The sequence below is a fragment of the Streptosporangium sp. LJ11 genome (assembly GCF_051918945.1).
Classification (GTDB): Bacteria; Actinomycetota; Actinomycetes; order Streptosporangiales; family Streptosporangiaceae; genus Streptosporangium.
Map to the genome: position 1 here is coordinate 1 of NZ_JBPXMB010000025.1, position 20,586 is coordinate 20,586.

Here is a 20,586-nt window from a genome sequence, read left to right on the forward strand (position 1 = left end):
CAGAAGCAGAACCAGGTCAGGCCGGCGGTGAGCAGGGCGTAGATGCCGGTCTCGATCCACTGGAAGGGCCAGAAGCGCTCCAGGGGCTGGTAGGTCGCCTGCTGCCGGTAACCGAGCCGGTTGATCTCGGCTATGCACCCCCCTGCGGGTAGTCCCTGCGGTGAGCAGGGGCCCGACGTCGTGGAGACCGGGACGGCCCGCACGATCGTCGACGACGGTCCCGAGCCTCCATCTCCGCTGGAGATCGTACGTCCGGACGGATCGACCAGCTTGCTGGACAGGACCCAGGCGCCCGCGTGGCCGGGAACGGCCGACGTCCTCAGGAAGATGTGCAGGGATCCGCCTTGCGGCGCGCCGAGGCCGTCCATGTTCTCCCGGCCCAGCTCGAAGGTCCCGGCGACCGGGGGCATCAGGTGGGGACGGACCAGCAACGGCATGGCGAGCTGGATCGCGACGAAGACGGCCAGGGTGAGGGCCATGGCGGCCAGGGTGCGGCGCACCAGCATGCCCACGGTCACCCCGAGGACGAAGGCGAAGGCCGCGTACCCCATCGGCGCGATGCCGCGCGCGCCGAACACCACGGGAGCCATCTGCGCCATTTCCGGAACGGCCGACTTGTCCAGGGGAGCGGACCACCAGGTCACCGCGAGGCCGCACACGCCGGCGGCGACCACGGCCGCCAGGCCGGTGAGCCCGAGCTTGACCGCCAGCCAGCGGCCGCGGGTGATGCTCTGGTTCCACACCAGCAGGTGCGTGCCCGTCTCCAGCTCACGGGTGATCAACGGCGCTCCCCAGAAGAGCCCGACCAGTGCCGGCAGGATCAGCACGACGAGGGTGAGGGCCAGGAAGAGGAGGTCGTACTCGCCGAAGAACCGGTCGAAGAAGTCGAGGCAGGTGTTGTCCGGGGTGCAGTCCGCGATCCCGGCGGAGTAGCCGGAGGCCAGATTCGGGCCGGTCAGGGCCAGGGTGGCGGTGAGAACCACGAGGGCGGCGGCCACCATCGCGGCCGAGCCGCGGAACTGGCGCCAGGTCAGCCAGATCATCGCCGCACCTCCGCGGCGGCCCGCCGGTTCTCCGCGGTGCGCTTCTCCATGTAGGCCAGGACGAGGTCCTCCAGGCCGAGCCGGCTGACCGTCCAGGCGGGGTCGTGGATCGGGGCGTCGGTACGGACCACGTACGTGCTCTGCCGGTCGGTGTGGCCGGCGGAGACGACGTGCCAGCCGGCGGGGAGGCGGTCGGGATCGCGGCGCGGGCCGGTGAGCCGGTGATGGGCGGCCAGTAACCGGTCGACCTCACCGGCCATCTGGACGCGGGAGTCGGCGAGCACGATCACGTAGTCGCAGGTCCGTTCCAGGTCGGAGACCAGGTGAGAGGAGAGCACGACGCTCAGCTTGTGCGCGACGGCGGCCTCCATCAGCCCCTGCATGAACTCGCGGCGGGCCAGCGGGTCCAGCGCGGCGACCGGCTCGTCCAGGATCAGCAGTTCGGGCCGTTTGGCCAGGCCGAGGGTGAGGGCGAGCTGGGCGCGCTCGCCGCCGGACAGCCTGCCCGCCCGCTGGGTGGGGACGAGACCGAGCCGCGCGATGCGCTCCCGTGCCATCGCGGCGTCCCAGCGGGGGTTGAGCCGGGCGCCCAGCCGCAGGTGTTCGGCGACGGTCAGCCCCGCGTAGACGGGGGTGTCCTGGGCGACGAACCCGACCCTTGCCAGCTGCGCGGGCGTGCCCCCGGGCCGCCCGCCCAGCACGGTGATGTGGCCTGCCGTCGGCTCCAGCTGGCCGCCGGCCAGCTTCAGCAGCGTGGTCTTGCCGGCTCCGTTGGGGCCAACCAGCCCGACGACATGGCCCGCCGGGATGTCGATGGTGCACTCGCGCAGCGCCCAGCGCCTGCCGTATTTCCTGCCCAGTGCCTGGGCTTCCAGGACAGCGGTCACGCTATGTCCTCCTGAGAGGTGATCCGAAAGGTGGTCATGAACAGCGCCTCGGTGCTTCGTCGAGGTCGCGGTCGCGGCTCTGAAGCGGTGTGATGGCGGGAACGAAACTAGGCACTGCCCATACCGGTGCGCGTCGGCCGTCCTACCGAGATCGCGTACCTCCGGAGAACGAGGGGTCACCAGGTCATCCCTGCGATGTACTCCCCAGGACCGTGGACTCCCGTCACAACGGCCGATGCGGGACGGACGGGCAGACGTGACAATGTGCCGGTGGAAACCGGTGAACGACGGCCGTGGTGGCGGCATGTGCTCGACCTGGACGGCGGGCCGGACGAGGACTACCTGGACCGGCGCGGCGTCCGGGACGCGCCGGGGCCGAGGCGCGACGGACCCCCGAGGCCGTCTCGCGGAGCACTCGCCGTCGACGTGGCGATCGCGCTCGTCCTGACGGTCATCGCGGTGACCGTGTCGGTGAGGTATCCGGTGACCGGCCCTGTCACGGATCAGCCCGAAGTGATCGAGTACCTGCGGCTACGGCCTACCGACTCGTCTCTGTCGCCGATGCCCGATCTCCCGGACATGCCCGATCTCCCGGACATGCCCGATCTCCCGGACATGCCTGACTCCCCGGCGGTGCCTGATTTCTCGCTCGGTCATCCACCACCTTCCGGCGTCCTGTCCAACGTCCCGTTCCCACCCTCCGGCAACCCGGCCGGCAACGTGTCGGCCCGGCCCCTGCCCGACAATCCGTCCCCGTTCCTCGTGGCACTGACGACGTTGCCGCTGGCGGTGCGGCGCCGGTACCCGCTCATCACCTTCTGGGTGGTGCTGCTGGCGGCGCGGGCCACACACGACGGTGCGACCTGGATCACCGTCCTGGCCTGCGCCGTCGCCGCGTACGGTGCCGTCGTCCACAGCCGTCACCGAATCCTGGCGATGGGGGGTCTCGTGTGCGCGGCCGGGCTCGCCGGCGCCGGGTTCGGGAACATCACGCCCGCGCTGCCGGGTTGGATGGGGCCGTTCGTCGTCCTGCTGAGCGTCGGTGTGTTCGGGAGCTTCGTCCGTTTCTGGCGACGGCAGCTGGGAGCCAGCCGGCATCGGCTCGCCGAGCTGCAGCAGGCGCAGGAGAACGCCATGCGCAGGGCTGTCGCGGAGGAGCGCTCCCGGATCGCCGCCGAGCTCCACGATGTGGTGACCCACAATGTCAGCGTGATGGTGATCCAGGCCGGTGCGGCACGCAAGGTCATGGACGTGGAGCCGGAGCAGTCGAAGCAGGCTCTGCTCGCGATCGAGTCCGGCGGCCGGGCCGCCATGGCCGAACTGCGCAACGTCATGGGGTTGCTCGCCGGCCCGGGCGGCGAGCGTCTCGACGGGCCCTCCGACGGGCTCGAACCCCAACCGGGGCTCGACCAGCTCGACGCCCTGGTGGAACGGGTCCGCGCCGCCGGTGTGCCGGTGAGCGTCGAGGTGTCGCCGCCCGGGCCGCTGCCTCCCGGGGTCGATCTCGCCGCCTACCGCGTCGTGCAGGAGGCCCTCACCAACACGATCAAGCACGCGGCCGGGGCCGCCGCGTTCGTGACGATCGGTCATGACGGCGACCGGCTGGAGATCGAGGTGACCGACACCGGCGGGGCGCGGAGCGTAGGGCCGCGGACCGGCGACGGCAGGGGGCTGATCGGGTTGCGCGAGCGGCTCGCCGTCTACGGTGGGACCCTGGACGCCGGGCAGATGGCCGGAGGCGGATTCCGGATCAAGGCCCGCGTCCCGTGGAGGACCGCATGACCGAGCGGTTGCGCGCCGTCATCGCCGACGACCAGGCACTGGTACGCACGGGATTCCGCATGATCCTCGCCGCCGACGGCATCGAGGTGGCGGCGGAGGCCGCCGACGGGGAGGAAGCCGTCGCCGCGGTCCGCCGTACCAGGCCCGACGTCGTGCTCATGGACATCCGGATGCCGCGGATGGACGGCCTCGAAGCCACCCGGCGGATCCTCACCGGTGGCGCCGAGGGCACTCGCGTGCTGATCCTGACCACCTACGACCTCGACCACTACGTGTACGCGGCGCTCGCCGCGGGGGCGAGCGGGTTCCTGCTCAAGGACGTCACCCCCGAACACCTGGTGGCCGCGGTACGCCTGGTGCGCTCCGGCGACGCCCTGCTCGCGCCCACCATCACCCGCCGCCTGGTCGAACGTTTCGCCCGCCGCGACAACGTGAAGCCCACCCTCCACCGTGATCTGTCCCGGCTGACGCCTCGGGAACTGGACGTGTTGCGCCTGCTCGCCACCGGCCTGAGCAACACCGAGCTCGCCGACCGGCTGAACCTCAGCGTGGCCACGGTGAAGACCCACGTCGCGCGCATCCTGTCCAAGCTCGGCCTGCGTGACCGTGTCCAGGCCGTGGTGGTCGCGTACGAGACCGGTCTGATCTCTCCCGGCGGCACCGGCTGACGGACGACACCTCCCGAGGCTTGAGTGATCGTCGGAGTTCGGAACGGTACCGGGGGCCGGTTCGTTACAGGGAGACCAGACATCCGGCCGATGTGGCAGGGCGTGACGACAGGCGGACAGAGTCTCAGCAGGATGACGGCGGAGGCACGGTCATCGTCTCGGTAAGGATGATCTTTCGCCGCCTCATGGCGGTGAATGATTTTGCGGAGTCCCCGTTCCGGAAAGGTTGCTCGATGCGTGCTACCACGGATGCCGACGTGCGGCGGGTGTTCGACCGGATGGCGGATCGGTACGACGACCAGATGCGGGTCTGGGAACGGCGCCTGTTTCCGGGGAGCCGTGAGTGGGCCGTCGGGCAGGCGCGCGGCCGCACCGTGGAGATCGCCGTCGGCACCGGGCTCAACCTGCCGCTGTACGGCGCCGACGTCGAGGTGGTCGGGATCGAACTGTCCGAGCGCATGCTGGAACTGGCGCGGCGGCGGGTGGCGCGGGACGGTCTCGGCGAGCGGGTGGAGCTGCGGCAGGGCGACGTGCAGCGCCTGGAGTTGCCCGACGGCCTCGCCGACACCGTGCTGTCCACGTTCACGATGTGCACCATCCCTGACCCGGCGGCCGCGGCGCGCGAGGCCTACCGCGTGCTCAAGCCGGGTGGGCGGTTCGTGCTGGCCGAGCACGGGCCGTCGAGCAACCCGATCATCCGGGCCGGGATGCGGCTGGTGGAACCGGTGTTCGTGCGGTTCGAAGCCGACTACCTCACCCGCGATCCCCGCCCGTTCCTGGAGCAGGCCGGTTTCCGGATCGAGTCGGTGTCCCGCATGACACGCGGTGTCAGCTTCCGGGTGCTGGCCGTCCGGCCGTGACCTGCCGCCCGTCCGCGGGCCGTATATCCGGAACGGCACGCCGGCTGCTCGCGGTCCGTTCCGGGCGCGGATTCCTTGCCGGTCGGCCGATGGTGGAACGCCTGCGGCCGCTAGGGTCGGATCATGGTCGCTGTGCTGGTCAACGGGCTGCCTGGAGCCGGTAAGACGACGCTCGCGCGGACGTTGGCCGACGAGTTGAGGCTTCCGCTGTTCAGCAAGGACGCCGTGAAGGAGTCGCTGGCGGACTCCATGGACGCGATGCGTCCGCGAGACTGCGCGCCGAGGGAGTGGAGCAGGGTTCTCGGCCGCGCCGCCTCCGAGATCTTGTGGACGTTGCTGGCCGACGCGCGTGGCAGGGCCGTTCTGGAGAGCCCGTGGCTGGCCCATCTGCGTCCCGCCGTCGTGGACGGGCTCCGGCGCGCGGAGGTGACCGTGGTGCACGAGGTCTGGTGCGACGTGCCGGTCGAGGTCGCCCGCGCTCGCTTCGCCGCGCGGGCCGCCGGCCGGCACGCCGTACACGTCGGGAGCGGCGGCTCTTTCGATGAGGAATGGCGATTCTGGGAGCGGGTCGCCGAGCCGCTCGGCCTGGGAGTCGTTCACCGCGTCGACACGACGAAGCCGGTCGACGTGCCGGCACTCGCCGTCCGTATCACCTCCACCGGCGGAGAGCCGGTCGCATCACCTCCGTCATCCGAGAGCGGCCGCGGCGGCGGAGGGGCTGAGGACGTTGGGTGACTGTTTCGGATGGTGAGGGTCATGTGGCCGATTTTTAATGATCGGAATGGTCGATTTTCACGCACGAGCGCGCAACTCTGCGACGACCCGGTCCGCGCCCACGGCGACCTGCTCCCCGAACTCCTCAGGCCTGGATGACCTCGATCCCGGCGTCCTCGAAGCGCCGGACCGTCACGGCGGGGGCGTCGCCGTCGGTGACGAGGACGTCGATGTCGTCGCAGGGGCAGATCCTGGCGAACGCCCGCATGCCGAGCTTGGAGGAGTCGGCCACGACGACCACCCGCTGGGCGCGGGAGGCCATCAGCCGGTTGGTCCCGGCCTCGCCCTCGTGGTGGGCGAAGGCGCCCAGCTCGGGGTCGAGCGCGTCCACGCCGAGGATCGCGATGTCGAGCGAGACCTCCCGCAGCACGCCGTCCGCGAGCGGCCCGATCAGCTCGTACGACGCGGGCATGGCGACGCCCCCGACGACCACCAGCTTGACGTGCCTGCGCACGACGAGCTCGTTGGCGATGTTGAGCGCGTTGGTGACCAGGGTGAGGCTCGGCTCGCCGCCCTGCGGGTGCAGGTCGGCGCTCGTCGCCAGGGAGCGGGCGACCTCGGTGGTCGTGGTGCCGCCGTTCAGCCCGACGACGGTGCCCGCCGACACCAGCGCCGCCGCGGCCGTGGCGATCCGGTGCTTCTCCGGCGCGTTCCGCGCCGCCTTGTACTGCAGCGGCAGGTCGTAGGAGATCGCGTTGACGACCGCGCCGCCGCGGGTCCTGGTCAGCATCTGCTGGCGGTCGAGGTGGTCGAGGTCGCGGCGGATGGTGGCCGCCGACACCCCCAGCTCACCGGCCACGGCGTCCACCTCGACCTTGCCGTCCCTCGCCAGGATCGCGAGCAGCGCGTTCCACCGGTCGTGGCTCGTCATGAGAGCTTCCTCCTCGCCGTCCCCGTGCGTCGCCCGCACGCCTCTGGCCGTTCTCGGTCGTCGAGGACCGTCCAGCGAAGCCATGGCCGTTCCGGCGAGGCCGCGGCCGTCACCGGCCGTTCCCGCCGTCCCGCCTGTTCCCGCCTGTTCCCGTCTGTTCCGGCCTGTGCCGCTCCGCGAAGCGTAGCGAGCGTTGAAACAATTACTCTTGCTCATAGATGCTCAAACATGGCATGTTGCAAGCATAAATAAGCATCCATGAGGAGGCGCGCGTGACGTACGTCCTGCGGGAGATCGCCAGCCAGCCCGCGTGCTGGCGGCGGGCGCTGGATCTCGGCGCGGCGAACCCGGCGGGCCTGCCGGAGGCGGGTGAGCGCGTCGCCGTGATCGGCTGCGGCACCTCGTACTACATGGCACAGGCCTACGCGGTCCTGCGCGAGCGGTCGGGGCAGGGGGAGACCGACGCGTTCCCCGCCTCCGAGCTGCCCGCGCGCCGCTACGACCGGCTGGTGGCGATCACCAGATCCGGGACCACGACGGAGGTGCTGCACGCCCTCGGCGCGGCCGGCGACGTCCCGACGGTCGCCGTCACCGCCGACCCCGCGACCCCGGTGACCGGCCTGGCCGGGACGGTGATCGCGCTGGAGTTCGCCGACGAGCGCTCCGTGGTGCAGACCCGGTTCGCCACCAGCGGGCTCGCCCTGCTCCGCGCGCACCTCGGGGAGGCCCCCGCCGACCTGGCGGCCCAGGCCGAGACCGCGCTCACCGCGCCGCTCCCCGAGGGGGCGGTCTCGCGGCGGCAGTTCACCTTCCTGGGCAGCGGCTGGACCAACGGCCTGGCCCAGGAGGCGGCCCTGAAGCTCAGGGAGGCCGCGCTGGCCTGGTCGGAGGCGTACCCCGCGATGGAGTACCGGCACGGGCCGATCAGCATCGCCGACGAGAACAGCCTGGTGTGGTTCTTCGGCGGCCAGGAGGAGCTGCTCGACGACGTCGCCGGCACCGGCGCCCTGACCACGGCCACCGCCCTCGACCCGCTGGCCGACCTGATCCGGGCCCAGCGGCTCGCGGTGGAGCTGGCCCGCTCGCGCGGCCTCGACCCGGACAGCCCGCGCAACCTGACCCGCTCGGTGATCCTCCGGTAGTCATGGGCGAGATCGTCACCGTCACCCCCGGCGGCTGCCGGGCAACCCAACCGGGGTCGCCGGAGCCCCCCGGAGCCCGTGTTCAACGTCGCCGGACGGCGTTCAGGAGCCAGCGGCGGACCACGGCCAGCGCCAGCGGCACCGGCACCGTGCCCGCGCCGAGCCCCACGTCGACCAGCAGGTCGAACACCTCCTTACGGCGGGCGGCGGTGTCGATCGCGGCGTCGATGAAGCCGGGGGACTGGGAGGCGAGGGCGAGCACGTCGGTGGTGCGCAGGTGCCGTCCGAGGGCCTTCCCCAGCCCGCGCCGGTACGCGGGCAGCGGGTCGCCCGCCGCCTGGACGGCGGCCTCCCCGGCGAGCCGGCCGGAGAGCAGCGCGTAGAAGATGCCCTCGCCCGTGAGCGGGTTGATGAGACCGGCGGCGTCACCGGCGAGCAACACCCGCCCGGAACCCGGCCTCGGGCGGCCGGGGGACAGGGGCAGGTGGTGGGCGCGCAGGTCACGGGCGCTCACGTGGGGCAGCAGCTCGGCGAGCCGTCCGTGCAGCACCTGGCGGCCCGGCAGGCCGGTGGCGTGCAGCCGGGGCAGCAGCATGCCGTAGCCGACGTTGGCGGTGCCGTCGCCGATCGGGAACGACCACGCGTACGCGGGCCACCCGTCCCGCTGCATGAAGATGGACTGGACGTCGTCGCCGGCGGGCACGTCGGCGTAGCCGCGCACGGCGATCGCGGTGTGCCTCTCGGGGGAGGGGGAGACGCCGATGAGGCGCCGCACGGTCGAGTTGGCCCCGTCCGCGGCGACGACGGCGCGGGCGGTGACGGTGCCGTCGAGAACCACGCGATCGCCGAGGACGGCGAGCGCGCGGACCTGGTGGCGGCGGACCTCGACGCCCCGGGCGCGGGCGGCGTCGACGAGGCGGGCGTCGAAGACCCTGCGGGGGACGACGTGGTTGGGCCGGGCGGAGGTGGCCGAGACGCGCGCGCCGCCGGGGGAGACCACCGCCAGGCGCTGCGTCGGCCGGTAGTCGGCGATGAGGTCGGGGACGCCCAGCAGGGCGAGCTCGTCGCGCCCGTGGGCGGCGATGCCGTCGCCGCAGGCCTTGTCGCGCGGGAAGTCGGCCCTGTCGAGCAGCAGGACCCGCGCCTCGGGTCTGAGCTGTCTCGCGCGCAGGGCCGCGGCCGCCCCCGCGGGCCCGCCGCCGACGACCACCAGATCCCACACGTCATCCACCCCGGTGAGCCTTCCCCCGTACGTCCGGGGGAACCGCCGCCCCCGCCGCGGATCCCCCGGCGGGGGGCGGCGGCTAGAGGCCGCTCAGGGCGGGGAGCAGTTCCTTCTCCGACCAGTCGAAGAACGCGTCCTGGTGCTCGTGGCCGATCTGGACCAGGGCGACGTGGGTGAAACCGGCGTCGGTGTAGGCGCGTACCGCCTCCACCACGGCGTCCACGTCGGAGCCGCACGGCACCTTCGCCGCGACGTCCTCGGGCCGCACGGTCTCGGTGGCGGCGGCGAAGTTGACGGGCCCGGGAAGCTCGGCCATGACCTTCCAACCGGCCACCGACCAGCGCCACAGCCGGTGTGCCCGCTCCTTGGCGGCCTCCGTGTCGGGGTCGTAGCAGATGGCGAGCTGGCCGTAGACGGGCTTGCCCGTGCCGCCCTCCCCGGAGAACAGGCGTACCAGGTCGGAGTCGGGGTCGACCGCGACCAGCGCGTCGCCGTGCTCGGCGGCGATCTTCCCCGACTGGCCTCCGGAGGCGGCGATCGCCAGCGGGACGGGCTCGTCCGGCAGGTCGAACAGCTTGGCCGAGTCGACGTCGAAGAACTCCCCGCGGTAGGTGACGTACCCGCCCTCGAACAGCTCCCTGATGATCTGCACGGCCTCGCGGAACATCCCGTGCCGGGTGTCGGCCGAAGGCCAGCCCTGGCCTGTCACGTGCTCGTTGAGGTTCTCCCCGGCGCCCAGTCCCAGCGTGAAGCGGCCCTCGCTCAGCACGCCCATGGTCGCCGCCTTCTGCGCCACCACCGCCGGGTGATAGCGCATGGTCGGGCAGGTCACGTACGTCATCAGGGGCAGCTCCCGGGTGGCCTGCGCGGCCGCGCCGAGCACCGACCAGGCGTACGGGGAGTGGCCCATCTCCTCCAGCCACGGGAAGTAGTGGTCGGAGATGACCGCGTAGTCGAAGCCGACCTGCTCGGCGGTGGTGACGTCCCTGACCAGCTGCCTGGCGGGCGTCTGCTCGCACATCATCGTGTAACCGATCTTTGCCATACCCCGCCCCCTACCCGGCTCTCCGGAAGCATCGCCGGAGGAGCCGAAAATCTCGCGGTCCTTTTACGAACCGCCGTCCTTTACGACCCGCCGTCCCTCACGAACCGCGGTGCCCTACGAATCGCCCGCCTTCGACGAGACCCCCGCCTTCGACGCCACGTCCGCCTTCCGGGAGGCGTCCGTCTCCGGCGGTTTCCCGCCCGGGCCGTGGGGGTGTTCGGGGGTGGCGTGGGTGAGCGGGACCTCCGGGCCGCGGATCAGGTCCAGCTGGACGGTCTGGCGGGGCACCAGGAGGTCCAGCAGCCAGCTTCCCGCGATGCGCGCCCGGTTGCGGGGGATGGCCAGCAGGTGGTAGCCCCGGGTGACCGCCTTGGCCACCGCGCCCGACAGCGGCACGCCCAGCGGGTTCGCGGCGGCGCCGGTCCCGCCGAGGTCGACGACGAACCCCAGGTCGTGGTGCCTGTACGGCTGGAGCTCTCCGTGACCGTAGGAGGCGGCGACGTTGCGGGCGGCGCGTTTGCCCTGGCGGCTGGCGTGCTGGGCTGTCATCGCCGTGTACTCACCCGGCCGGGTGAGGTCGGGAACCGCGGCCGCGTCGCCGCAGGCGAAGATCTCCGGGTGGCCGGGCACCCTCAGGTACTCGTCGACGAGCAGGCGCCCCTTCTCGGTCGGCAGCCCCAGGGACTCCACCATCGGGTCGGGGCGCACCCCGACGCACCAGATCAGGGATCTGGTCGTCACGAACTCCCCGTCGGAGAGCTCGACCCCCTCCGCCGTCGCCTCGGACACGCTCGTCCCGGTGCGGATCTCCACGCCTCGCTCGGACAGTGTCCGGTGCGCGATCCGGGACAGGCGCTCGTCCAGCTCGGGGAGGATGCGCGGGGCGATGTCGGCGAGGATCCAGCGCACCGGCTGGTCGCGCAGCCCCGGCCGCCGTTCGCGGATGTGGCGGGTGAGCAGCTGGCCCTGCGCCGCCACCTCGGTCCCGGTGTACCCGGCCCCCACGACCACGAACGTGCACCTGGCCCTGCGCTCCTCGGGGTCGTCGGACGCGTCGGCGAGCTCGACCTGGCGGATCAGGTGATCGCGCAGGTAGAGGGCCTCGGCGATGCTGCGGAAGCCGTGGGCGTACTCGGCGACGCCGGGTACGGGCAGCAGCTTGTTGACGCTGCCGACCGCGATCACCAGGCGGTCGTAGCCCAGCTCGCGGTGGTTGCCCTCGGTGTCGGTGCACTTCACGCGGCGCGCCTCGACGTCGACGGTGTCCACCGTGGCGAGCAGGTGCCGCACCCCGGGATGGTCGCCCGCCAGCGGGACCGCCACCTTGCGCGGATCGAGGATGCCCGCCGCGACCTCCGGCAGCAGCGGCAGGTAGAGGAAGTAGTCGGTCGGGTTGATCAGGACGATCTCGATCGCGCCCTTCGCGATCCGGGAAAGGGTGCGGACCGCGGTGAAACCCGCGAACCCTCCTCCGATCACGACGACTCGCTGTCGCTGGACCATGACGTCGCTCCTTTCCGTACTCCGTTCCCAGCGGCGTGCCCTGTCTGCCCCCGGGTCAAGCACGACGGGCCGTCCCAGGTTGCCCGGACGGCGCGTACCGCGCGGGCCGGGCCCGCGATGCCGGCCGGTGGGGCGGGGGCTGCCAGAAGGCGGACAAGAGGGATTAATCGCCAGGTCATCGCGCGGGCAAGATGACGGCGAGGGCGAGTGGGAGCCGCTTTCCCTGGGGATGGCGGGGGGAAGGCGGTGGGAATCGGATGCCGCGCCGGTTCGGGAACGGTCCGGTTCGTGGACGGACCGACCCTGTGGCCGGGCCGCTTCGTGGACGGGCCGCTTCCGAGGACGTCCGGTTCGTGGACGGGCCGGTTCGCGGGAACGGGCCGGTTCGGGGGCGAGCCGGTTCGAAGGGGGTGGGTCGTGACGACCTTCGAACAGTCGCGCGAGGAGCCGCTGACCTCACCGCTGGCACCGCGCGGGAAGGCGCAGGGCTCGATCGTCGTACGCTGGCTCACGAGCACGGACCACAAGGTCATCGGCTACATGTACCTGATAACGTCGTTCGTCTTCTTCGTGTTCGCCGGGCTGATGGCCATGGTCATCCGCGCCGAGCTCGCCCATCCGGGGCTGCAGGTGGTGAGCCAGGAGCAGTACAACCAGATGTTCACCATGCACGGCACCCTCATGCTGCTGCTGTTCGCCACCCCGCTGTTCGCCGGGTTCGCCAACGTGGTCATGCCGCTGCAGATCGGCGCGCCCGACGTGGCCTTCCCCCGGCTCAACATGGTGAGCTTCTGGCTCTTCCTGTTCGGCGGCCTCATCGCGAGCTTCGGTTTCCTCACCGACGGGGGCGCGGCCGACTTCGGCTGGACGGGGTACACGCCGCTCTCCCGCGGAACCTTCTCCCCGCAGCTCGGCGGCGACCTGTGGGTCGTGGGCCTGGTGATGGCCGGGCTCGGCACAATCCTCGGCTCGGTGAACTTCATCACCACGATCATCTGCATGCGGGCCCCCGGGATGACGATGTTCCGCATGCCGATCTTCACCTGGAACACGCTGCTGACCGGCGTGCTCGTGCTGATGGCCTTCCCGGTGCTGGCCGCCGCGCTGCTCGCCCTGCTGGCCGACCGCCGGTTCGGCGCCCACATCTACGACCCGCAGACCGGCGGGCCGATCCTGTGGCAGCACCTGTTCTGGTTCTTCGGCCATCCGGAGGTCTACGTCATCGCGCTGCCGTTCTTCGGCATCATCACCGAGGTCATCCCGGTCTTCAGCCGCAAGCCGATCTTCGGCTACATCGGCCTGATCGGCGCGACCATCGCCATCGCGGGCCTGTCGATGACGGTGTGGGCGCACCACATGTTCCCGACCGGCCAGGTGCTGCTGCCGTTCTTCTCCTTCATGTCCTTTCTGATCGCGATCCCGACGGGGGTGAAGTTCTTCAACTGGACCGGCACCATGTGGCGCGGGCACATAGTGCTCGCCACACCGATGCTGTTCGCCGTGGGGTTCCTGATCACCTTCCTGCTCGGCGGGCTGACCGGGGTCATCCTGGCCTCCCCGCCGCTGGACTTCCACGTGCACGACTCCTACTTCGTGGTCGCGCACTTCCACTACGTGGTCTTCGGCACCGTGGTGTTCGCGATGTTCGCGGGCTTCTACTTCTGGTGGCCGAAGATGACCGGCAAGATGCTGAACGAAGGGCTGGGCAAGCTGCACTTCTGGACGCTGTTCATCGGCTTCCACACCACCTTCTTCGTCCAGCACCTGCTGGGCGCGCAGGGCATGCCGCGCCGTTACGCCGACTACAGCGCGATCGACGGGTTCACCGGCCTCAACCTGATCTCCTCGGTCGGCGCGTTCCTGCTGGGCGCCTCCACGCTGCCGTTCATCTACAACCTCTGGCACACCGCCCGCCACGCTCCGCGCGTGACGGTGGACGACCCGTGGGGCTTCGGCAACTCGCTGGAGTGGGCCACCTCCTGCCCGCCGCCCCGGCACAACTTCACCTCGATCCCGAACATCCGCTCGGAGCGACCGGCCTTCGACCTGCACCACCCGAGGGTGGCGATGCAGCCGCGCCAGCTCGACCCGGCGGCCAGGCTCAAGGAGGAGATCTGACCGTCCGCGCCGAGCCGGCGCGGCCGGTCGTCACGCCCCGGGGCGGCCGGACGATCGTCCCGGGCCGGACGTGGCCGGCGGCGGCGCGGAACGGGGACCGGGTGCGGGCGGCGGCGGCACGGGCCGGGCGGGTCAGCCGAAGAGGCCGGTCTCGCGGCCGTCCTCGCCGGGCGGGCCCGGCTCTCCCGCCAGCAGCGTGTAGTACTCCACGCCCAGGGCGGGCTGTCCCACGTGGTCGGAGAGCGCGAAGAAGGAGCCGTCCACGCTCAGCTGCGTGCGGTGCGCGCGCAACGCGGTGATCTTGGCACCCAGATGCGCCCTCGCGTCGACCCGCGTCGTCACCTGCTCGCCGGGGACGCCGAAACCGAACTCCTCGACGGAGCCGACCCGCTTGAACGGCCCGGTGCCCACCGCGCGCTCCAGCTCGTCCAGCGGCATGGCGGTGACGTAGAACCGGGAGGGCCGCCACGGCTCGCCCTCGCCGAAGGACGGGTCGGAGGCCTTCTCGAACGCCCGCCACGCCACCCGGTGGGCCTGGATGTGGTCGGGATGGCCGTAGTAGCCGTTGTCGTCGTAGGTGACGACGACCTGGGGCCTGACCTCCCTGACGATCCGGACCAGCTCCGCGGCGGCCTCGTCGAGGTCGGCGCGGAAGAAGCAGTCCGGGTGGTCGTTGGACGGCGAGCCCGTCATGCCGGAGTCGCGCCAGCGTCCCGGCCCGCCGAGGAGGCGGTGGTCGTCCACGCCGAGGGCCGCGCACGCCACCGCCAGCTCGCCCTCGCGGTACGGGCCCAGCCGGTCCTCCCGCCCGGCGGCGAGGTGGCCCAGCTCGGGAGGGACCACGTCGCCCTCCTCGCCCAGGGTGCACGTCACCAGGCAGACGTACGCGCCCTCGGCGACGTACCTCGCCATCGTGGCACCCGTCCCGATGGACTCGTCGTCGGGATGGGCGTGGACGAGGAGAATGCGACGGTCGTACGGCATGGCTCCGTTCCGCCCTCTCTGTTTCCGTGGTGATCGCTGCGCAGGGTTCCCGCCACCGGGCCTTCCACGGGGGTCACCGCGCGTCGACGTACCCGCTCGCGGCGGCCCGGATCCCGGCCTGGAACCGGCTCACCGCGCTCAGGTTCTGCAGCAGCGCGCCGATGTGACGGCGGCAGGTGCGCACGGACATTCCCAGCCTGCGGGCGACGGCCTCGTCGGTGAACCCCTGGGCCAGCAGGGTGACGATGGCGTGCTGTATCTCGTCCGTCGCGCCCTGGTAGCCCAGGTCGGAGGCGGAGTAGGGGGTCGCGGAGTTCCACAGGTGCTCGAAGACCTCCGACAGGAACCCGACGACGGACAGGTCGCGTGCGGCGACCGCCCCCGGCGCCGCACCCGCCTCGCCCGGCCGGGACATGAAGGCGATCTCCCCATCGAAGATCACGAGATGGTTCGGCAGCTGGGGCGTGGTGCGCACGCTGGCACCGGCCGCGACGAGCTTCTTGATGTGTCCCCTGGTGGGCAGGTCGGCGCGGGCGCTGTGCTGGTAGAGCATCCGTATCCGCACCCCCCGCTCCAGCATGGCGAGGTTGCGCGTCAGCGTGTCGTCGAGGTCGGCCCAGGAGGGCGTGTTCGGCTCGACGCTCAGCATCTCGCGTTCGCACGCCTCCGCCGCCAGGTGCAGCGATCCGCGCACGGCCGCGCCGTCGGGCAGCGCCTCCACCGGGTTCGCCGGTTTCCTGGTGCGCTGCACCTCGTCGTATCCGTGCATCAGGGAGTGCATCCGCGTACGGATGCCGGTGATCAGGTCGCGACGATGGTGGATCTCCGTTTCCATCGGCGATATCAGCGACGCGGCGGCGATCTCCGGGTTCACCGGTACGAGGTTGGTCAGATGTCCCGGCTCCGGCCGGAGCAGGTGCAGGCGGGTCAGCCGTTCTATCGCGTCCTCGACGGTGCGGGGGTCGAGGTCGAGCTCTTCGGCGACGTCGCGGGCCGTACCGATATGGCCCCTGTGAAGCGCCCTGAAGTAGACGGAGGCGGTGTCCTCGTCCAGGGCACGTAATTGGTCAGATAGTCCACCCACAAGCCTTATCCCCCTTGCGGCTATTCTTGCCAGAGTGTGCCAGAAAATTGCACAGCATTGCTAGATAGTTGTGAAGAACTGTCTGGATCGCTTTCTTGGCTGCCGTGAGGGACCGGCGGGCCGCGGCGGTCGTCGCCGGGCCTCTCCCGGGGACCGCGGACGTAACCGCACACCAGAGCGCCGGCACCATCGGGGTGGCCGGTTGTTGCCAATGCCCTGCGCCGTGACGCCCCCGTCAACAGGTTGACGACGCCGCGGGCGAGAGTGTCTGATCATTCACAGTTCTCGACCGGCGCGTCCCGCCGAATCGCGACGACCACCCCCGGCCTCCCGTGATCCCGCGACGGCCGGGCACGACTTTCAGGGTTCCGTCCCGGGAGAACGGCGGGGGCGCCGCGTGCGGCAGCCGTACCTCGCCCGGCTTCTCCACGCCTCCGCCGAGATCCCCGACGGCGCGGTCGCCCGGGAGGCGGGACGGCTCGCGCCGCGCCGCCCGGGAACCCGGCGCCGGTGCCGGGTCCCGGTCACCGGAGATTCCCAGCCGCGGGAGCGAAGAACGACGCGCCCCGGGCGAATGCTCGAGCGGAGGTGAATGCCCGTGCCGCGACGCCTTCCCCTTCCCCGGAGGATCGCGACCGTCAGCGTCCTTACTTCCCCGTTCGCCCAGCCGGGCGGGGGCGACGCGGGGGGACTCAACGTCTACATCGTCGAGGTCGCCCGGCGGATGGCGGCGCTGGGCGTCGAGGTGGACATCTTCACGCGCGCCGGCGCGCCCGGCGCGCCGCCGCTGGCCGAGCTCTTCCCCGGCGTGCTGGTCAGGCACCTGGCCGCGGGACCGCCCAGGGAACTCGACAAGAACGACCTGCCGGACACCCTCGGCCCGTTCACCGCCGAGATGCTGCGCGCGGGGGCCGCCAGGGGGCCGGACGGCGGGTACGACCTCGTGCACGCCCACCACTGGCTGGCCGGACGGGTGGGGGCGATCGCCAAGGCGCGCTGGGGTGTTCCCCTCGTGCAGTCCATGCACTCGCTCGGCGCGGTCAAGAACGCGTCGCTCGCGGCGGGCGACGAGCCCGAGCCCGCCGGGCGCATCGCGGGGGAGACGGAGGTGGTGGCCGCCGCCGACCGGCTCGTCGCCAACACCGTGCAGGAGGCCGACCAGCTGGTCACTCTGTACGGGGCCGACCCGGCCAGGGTGCGGACCGTCAATCCCGGCGTCGACCTGTCCCTGTTCCGCCCCGGCTCGCGGGCCGAGGCCCGGCGCGCGCTCGGCCTCCCTCCGGACGCCGTCGTGCTGCTGTTCGCCGGGAGGGTGCAGCCGCTCAAGGCGCCGGACGTCCTGCTGCACGCCGCGGCCATGATGATCCGGCGCGACCCCGGCCTCGCCGGGCGACTCGTCGTGGCGATCGTGGGCGGGCCCAGCGGAGCCGGTTGGGGCCGCCCCGACCACCTGGGCAAGCTCGCCGCCACCCTCGGCATCACCGGCCAGGTACGGCTGGAGCCGCCCCGCCCGCAGCGCCGGCTCGCCGACTGGTACCGGGCGGCGACCGCCGTCGTGGTGCCCTCCCACGCCGAGACGTTCGGCCTGGTGGCCGTCGAGGCCCAGGCGTGCGGCACCCCCGTGGTCGCCGCGGCCGTCGGCGGCCTCCGCACCGCGGTGCGGGACGGGATCTCCGGCGTGCTCGTGGACGGGCACGACCCGGCCGCGTACGCCCGGGTGCTCGGCGACCTCGTGGCCGCGCCCCGGCTGCTGCGGGCACTCGGCGCCGGCGCGCTCGCCCACGCGTCCCGGTTCGGCTGGGACCGGGCGGTCGGCAGGCTGACGGAGGTGTACGCCGACGCTCAGGTGGCGGGGCCGACGAGCCGGGCGCGGGCGGCGGCCAGGTCGGCCTCGCCGAGCCCGGCGCCGCGCAGGTAGGACTCGACGTCGAGCGACTCCACCGTGGCCACGATGACCTCGCGGGCCGTGGTGTTCGCGCGGGCGAGCGCCGCCTGGATCCCGGGACCCTCGTCGGCCTCGCCGAGCTTGGCGAAGAGGGGGCGCAGCCGTTCCGCGCTCAGCTCGTAGTCGGCGGCGATGTCGGCGGCCGGCACGCCCGCGAGGGCGAGCATCAGCAGGGTGACGAGCCCGGTGCGGTCGCGGCCCGCCATGCAGTGCACGACGACCCCGCCGGGCTCGGCGCGGGCGATCGCCGATACGGCGGCGACGCACCGCTCCGCCTTCCGCTCCAGGAAGGGCCGGTAGTACAGGGGAGTGCCGTACAGGCCGGTGAGCCCGGACCAGAACTCGGTGTCCCCCTGGTCGTCCAGCGGCACGCGCACGGTGGTCAGGCCGGCGGGACGGCGCACCGCCTCGCCCCGCCAGTCGCCGTCGTTGCGCAGGTCGACGACCGTGCGGACGCCGTGGTCCGCGAGCGCCCGCCATCCGGCGGGGCTGAGGCGCTCGGGGGCGTCGGAACGGATGAGGGCGCCCCAGCGCGTCTCGCGTCCGTCGGCGGTGCGCATGCCGCCCAGGTCGCGGACGTTGTGGCAGCCGTCCCAGTCGAGGTGCCGGTCCCGCGGGACGACGGCGCCGCCGGAGACCGCCGGCCCTCCGCGACCTCGTTCATCACGTTGAGCGTCCATGTGAGAGCCTCCCGATGTCTCGTCGTGTCACCGCCGTGTCCGCCGTGTCCGCGGTGGCCGTCTCGCCTCAGGTCGCCGGTCCCGCGCCGCCGAGCGCCGGAGGGCTCCCCGCGCACTCCGACGCGGCCCAGACCATCAGGTCCTCGACGTACAGGAGCATGTCCTCCGCGGTCGCCCCCCAGCCGGTCGCGTCACTCCACTGGAGGCTGAACACGGCGCCCGCGGGGCGGTGCAGGACGGTCATCATGTAGCGGGCGCCCAGCGGGCGGGGCGGTGAGAAGGTGACGACCCGGTCGTCCGCGTCGCCGGGGAACCCGTCGTCACCCGCCGGCCACAGCGTGTTGAGGTCGTCCGCGACCCCCTCGTCCATGTAGCTGAACCGGGGATAGGCCACCCCGGTCTTGTACAGGCCGCCGAGGATCTCCTCGCACATCCGCTCCGTGGCGTACGGGTCGGCGTTGGCGAACCGGTGGCCGGACAGCTGCTGGGCGGCGCAGTCCGCCAGCGCCCTGCGGTACGCGGCCCCCGGCGAGTCGGGGCACACGGCGGGCAGGAGCACGGGCATCGTCATGGTGGCCTTGCGCACCGACCGCCCCGCCCCGGCGGAGAAGCGGTTCGCCGAGATCGCGAAGATCCCGGCCCGCGACGACCGTTCCACCGCGCAGACGGCGGCGCCGAAGGCGAGGAGGAAGGCGGCGGAGGGGGAGACGCCCGTCGCCCGCGCTATGGCGCCGGCCGCCGACCCCGCGCGGCGGGACGTCAGCCAGCAGGAGCGGAACTCTCCCTGACCGGACTCGCCGGGCTGTGACGCGCCGGGCCGTGCGTCGCCGGGTCGCCCGAGGGGGGCTCGCGAGGGCGCGAAGGGCACGTGGCCGTCGAGCGCCTTGCCGATCTCGCCCAGCCGCCGCTCCCAGTAGCCCAGGGCCCGCCGCTGGTAGGCCCGCCCGGCGGGGGAGTTCTCGGACAGAGCGACGTCGATCGGCTGCTCGGCGGCGGGGCCGGGGAACGACGCGCGGCCCGTGGCACGCGTGTGGAGGGCGTGCCTCAGGTCGTCGCAGAGGACCCGCATCCCCCACGGGTCGATCGCGACGTGGTCGACGACGAGGTCGATCCGGCGCACGCGCCCGCCCGCCGCGTCCAGGACGGCCCTGACGGGCCACTGCTCGCCGATCCTGAAGCAGGTGCGCCGCCACGGGGTGTCGAACCGCCGCCTGAAGGACGCCTCGTCATCCATCACCTGGATCACGTCGTCCAGCCGGTCGTCGACCGGGCAGACGTACTGGAGGCTGTCCTCGCGGCCCGCGCGGCGGACCAGCGACCGCAGTCCCTCGTGCCGGGCGAGGACGTCGCGTACCGCCGCGACGACCTGGCCGACGGGCAGGTTCCGCCCCGGTACGGCGGCGCAGATGTTGTCCTCGTAGGAGGTGTCCGTGTCGGTGGGGATCCACTGGATCCACTCGTGCTGGGCCCAGGTGAGCGGCCCGTCGCGCACCACCCTCGCGTCCGGAGACCGGCCGGGTCCGATCAGCAAAGCCCCCGCCTTCGAATATCGGAAACCTCTCCCGAGGCCGGACGCCGACAATGACCCGGACGCAACGGCGAGCGGAGGGAGAGAACGTCGTGGGTGAACGCCCGGACCGGGTCCGGCGCGATTCCGCGAGCCGCGCGACCCGCCCGTGAAGCCGCTCGCCCACAATGATCAGACACTCCCGGCGGCGGCGCGGTCAACCTCCCGCCCCCGCCTTCACGGCGTGGGCACCGGCAACTAGTGTCAGGCGACATGATGTCAGCGGTACGCCCGGCGGCGGCGCGGACGGTCCGGAGCGCAGTCAGCGCCTTCGCCGAAGGCGGCACCGATATCCGGCGCTGAATGTCTGCTCCTTGCGGATTTATGTTTTTATCTGACAGTCTTTTGTCGTGATTATGAAGGATCTCCTTTCGGGCTCGCGATCTGCCAGCAGGGAGGCCGTCATGA

17 protein-coding genes are annotated in these 20,586 nt (G+C 72.1%); 7 read left to right on the plus strand and 10 right to left on the minus strand.

Going from position 1 to position 20,586, the window contains the following annotated elements; all coding sequences use genetic code 11:
- Both ACTOQ3_RS31880 and ACTOQ3_RS31885 read right to left on the minus strand, forming a co-directional pair.
- On the minus strand, nucleotides 1-1,043 hold a 1,043-nt coding region (locus ACTOQ3_RS31880; RefSeq protein WP_440087151.1), incomplete at its 3' end, for an ABC transporter permease.
- The gene (locus ACTOQ3_RS31885) at nucleotides 1,040-1,930 is read right to left on the minus strand and encodes an ABC transporter ATP-binding protein (RefSeq protein WP_440087152.1); all 891 of its coding nucleotides are present in this window, start codon (nucleotides 1,928-1,930) and stop codon (nucleotides 1,040-1,042) included. The genes ACTOQ3_RS31880 and ACTOQ3_RS31885, both read right to left, overlap by 4 nt.
- A gap of 270 nt (nucleotides 1,931-2,200) precedes the next feature.
- Here ACTOQ3_RS31885 and ACTOQ3_RS31890 point away from each other — a divergent pair, with 270 nt between their 5' ends.
- The 4 genes from ACTOQ3_RS31890 to ACTOQ3_RS31905 all read left to right on the plus strand — a co-directional run bounded on the left by ACTOQ3_RS31890 (nucleotide 2,201) and on the right by ACTOQ3_RS31905 (nucleotide 5,975).
- A complete protein-coding gene (locus ACTOQ3_RS31890; RefSeq protein WP_440087153.1) occupies nucleotides 2,201-3,712 on the plus strand; it encodes a sensor histidine kinase in 1,512 nt (503 codons plus the stop codon).
- Entirely contained in the window at nucleotides 3,709-4,380 is a 672-nt protein-coding gene (locus ACTOQ3_RS31895; protein ID WP_440087154.1) for a response regulator, read from the plus strand. Before ACTOQ3_RS31890 ends, ACTOQ3_RS31895 begins: the two co-directional genes overlap by 4 nt.
- Before the next feature lie 233 nt (nucleotides 4,381-4,613).
- The gene (locus tag ACTOQ3_RS31900) at nucleotides 4,614-5,240 is read left to right on the plus strand and encodes a class I SAM-dependent methyltransferase (protein ID WP_440087155.1); all 627 of its coding nucleotides are present in this window, start codon (nucleotides 4,614-4,616) and stop codon (nucleotides 5,238-5,240) included.
- Nucleotides 5,241-5,363: 123 nt separating this feature from the next.
- Nucleotides 5,364-5,975, plus strand: coding sequence for an AAA family ATPase (locus ACTOQ3_RS31905; protein WP_440087156.1), 612 nt, complete (start codon nucleotides 5,364-5,366; stop codon nucleotides 5,973-5,975).
- 124 nt (nucleotides 5,976-6,099) lie between these two features.
- Here ACTOQ3_RS31905 and ACTOQ3_RS31910 read toward each other — a convergent pair whose 3' ends face one another.
- Nucleotides 6,100-6,885 carry a DeoR/GlpR family DNA-binding transcription regulator gene (locus ACTOQ3_RS31910; protein ID WP_440087157.1) on the minus strand — a complete coding sequence of 262 codons (786 nt, stop codon included), beginning with the start codon at nucleotides 6,883-6,885 and terminating at the stop codon, nucleotides 6,100-6,102.
- 272 nt (nucleotides 6,886-7,157) lie between these two features.
- Here ACTOQ3_RS31910 and ACTOQ3_RS31915 point away from each other — a divergent pair, with 272 nt between their 5' ends.
- Complete coding sequence (locus ACTOQ3_RS31915; protein WP_440087158.1) at nucleotides 7,158-8,027, plus strand: SIS domain-containing protein; 870 nt, start codon at nucleotides 7,158-7,160, stop codon at nucleotides 8,025-8,027.
- 82 nt (nucleotides 8,028-8,109) lie between these two features.
- Here the strand turns inward: ACTOQ3_RS31915 and ACTOQ3_RS31920 are convergent, their stop codons facing one another.
- The 3 genes from ACTOQ3_RS31920 to ACTOQ3_RS31930 form a co-directional block, all read right to left on the minus strand.
- Complete coding sequence (locus tag ACTOQ3_RS31920) at nucleotides 8,110-9,258, minus strand: NAD(P)/FAD-dependent oxidoreductase (RefSeq protein WP_440087159.1); 1,149 nt, start codon at nucleotides 9,256-9,258, stop codon at nucleotides 8,110-8,112.
- Between the two features lie 73 nt (nucleotides 9,259-9,331).
- Complete coding sequence (locus ACTOQ3_RS31925; protein ID WP_440087160.1) at nucleotides 9,332-10,297, minus strand: LLM class F420-dependent oxidoreductase; 966 nt, start codon at nucleotides 10,295-10,297, stop codon at nucleotides 9,332-9,334.
- A 114-nt stretch (nucleotides 10,298-10,411) separates the two neighbouring features.
- A complete protein-coding gene (locus ACTOQ3_RS31930; protein ID WP_440087161.1) occupies nucleotides 10,412-11,800 on the minus strand; it encodes an NAD(P)/FAD-dependent oxidoreductase in 1,389 nt (462 codons plus the stop codon).
- Between the two features lie 450 nt (nucleotides 11,801-12,250).
- On the opposite strand from ACTOQ3_RS31930, the gene ctaD reads away from it, so the two are divergent.
- Complete coding sequence (gene ctaD, locus ACTOQ3_RS31935; RefSeq protein WP_440087281.1) at nucleotides 12,251-13,918, plus strand: aa3-type cytochrome oxidase subunit I; 1,668 nt, start codon at nucleotides 12,251-12,253, stop codon at nucleotides 13,916-13,918.
- A gap of 132 nt (nucleotides 13,919-14,050) precedes the next feature.
- On the opposite strand, the gene mshB is transcribed toward ctaD, so the two are convergent.
- Both mshB and ACTOQ3_RS31945 read right to left on the minus strand, forming a co-directional pair.
- Complete coding sequence (gene mshB, locus ACTOQ3_RS31940; protein ID WP_440087162.1) at nucleotides 14,051-14,902, minus strand: N-acetyl-1-D-myo-inositol-2-amino-2-deoxy-alpha-D-glucopyranoside deacetylase; 852 nt, start codon at nucleotides 14,900-14,902, stop codon at nucleotides 14,051-14,053.
- A gap of 73 nt (nucleotides 14,903-14,975) precedes the next feature.
- Entirely contained in the window at nucleotides 14,976-15,986 is a 1,011-nt protein-coding gene (locus tag ACTOQ3_RS31945; protein WP_440087163.1) for a hypothetical protein, read from the minus strand.
- A 592-nt stretch (nucleotides 15,987-16,578) separates the two neighbouring features.
- On the opposite strand from ACTOQ3_RS31945, the gene mshA reads away from it, so the two are divergent.
- Nucleotides 16,579-17,904 (plus strand): D-inositol-3-phosphate glycosyltransferase, encoded by a 1,326-nt coding sequence (gene mshA, locus ACTOQ3_RS31950; RefSeq protein ID WP_440087165.1) that lies wholly within the window; start codon nucleotides 16,579-16,581, stop codon nucleotides 17,902-17,904.
- On the opposite strand, the gene ACTOQ3_RS31955 is transcribed toward mshA, so the two are convergent.
- Complete coding sequence (locus ACTOQ3_RS31955) at nucleotides 17,829-18,611, minus strand: tyrosine-protein phosphatase (protein WP_440087166.1); 783 nt, start codon at nucleotides 18,609-18,611, stop codon at nucleotides 17,829-17,831. The two genes, mshA and ACTOQ3_RS31955, sit on opposite strands and share 76 nt — an antisense overlap.
- A 67-nt stretch (nucleotides 18,612-18,678) precedes the next feature.
- Nucleotides 18,679-20,142 (minus strand): hypothetical protein, encoded by a 1,464-nt coding sequence (locus tag ACTOQ3_RS31960; RefSeq protein WP_440087167.1) that lies wholly within the window; start codon nucleotides 20,140-20,142, stop codon nucleotides 18,679-18,681.
- Between the last annotated feature and the right edge of the window lie 444 nt (nucleotides 20,143-20,586).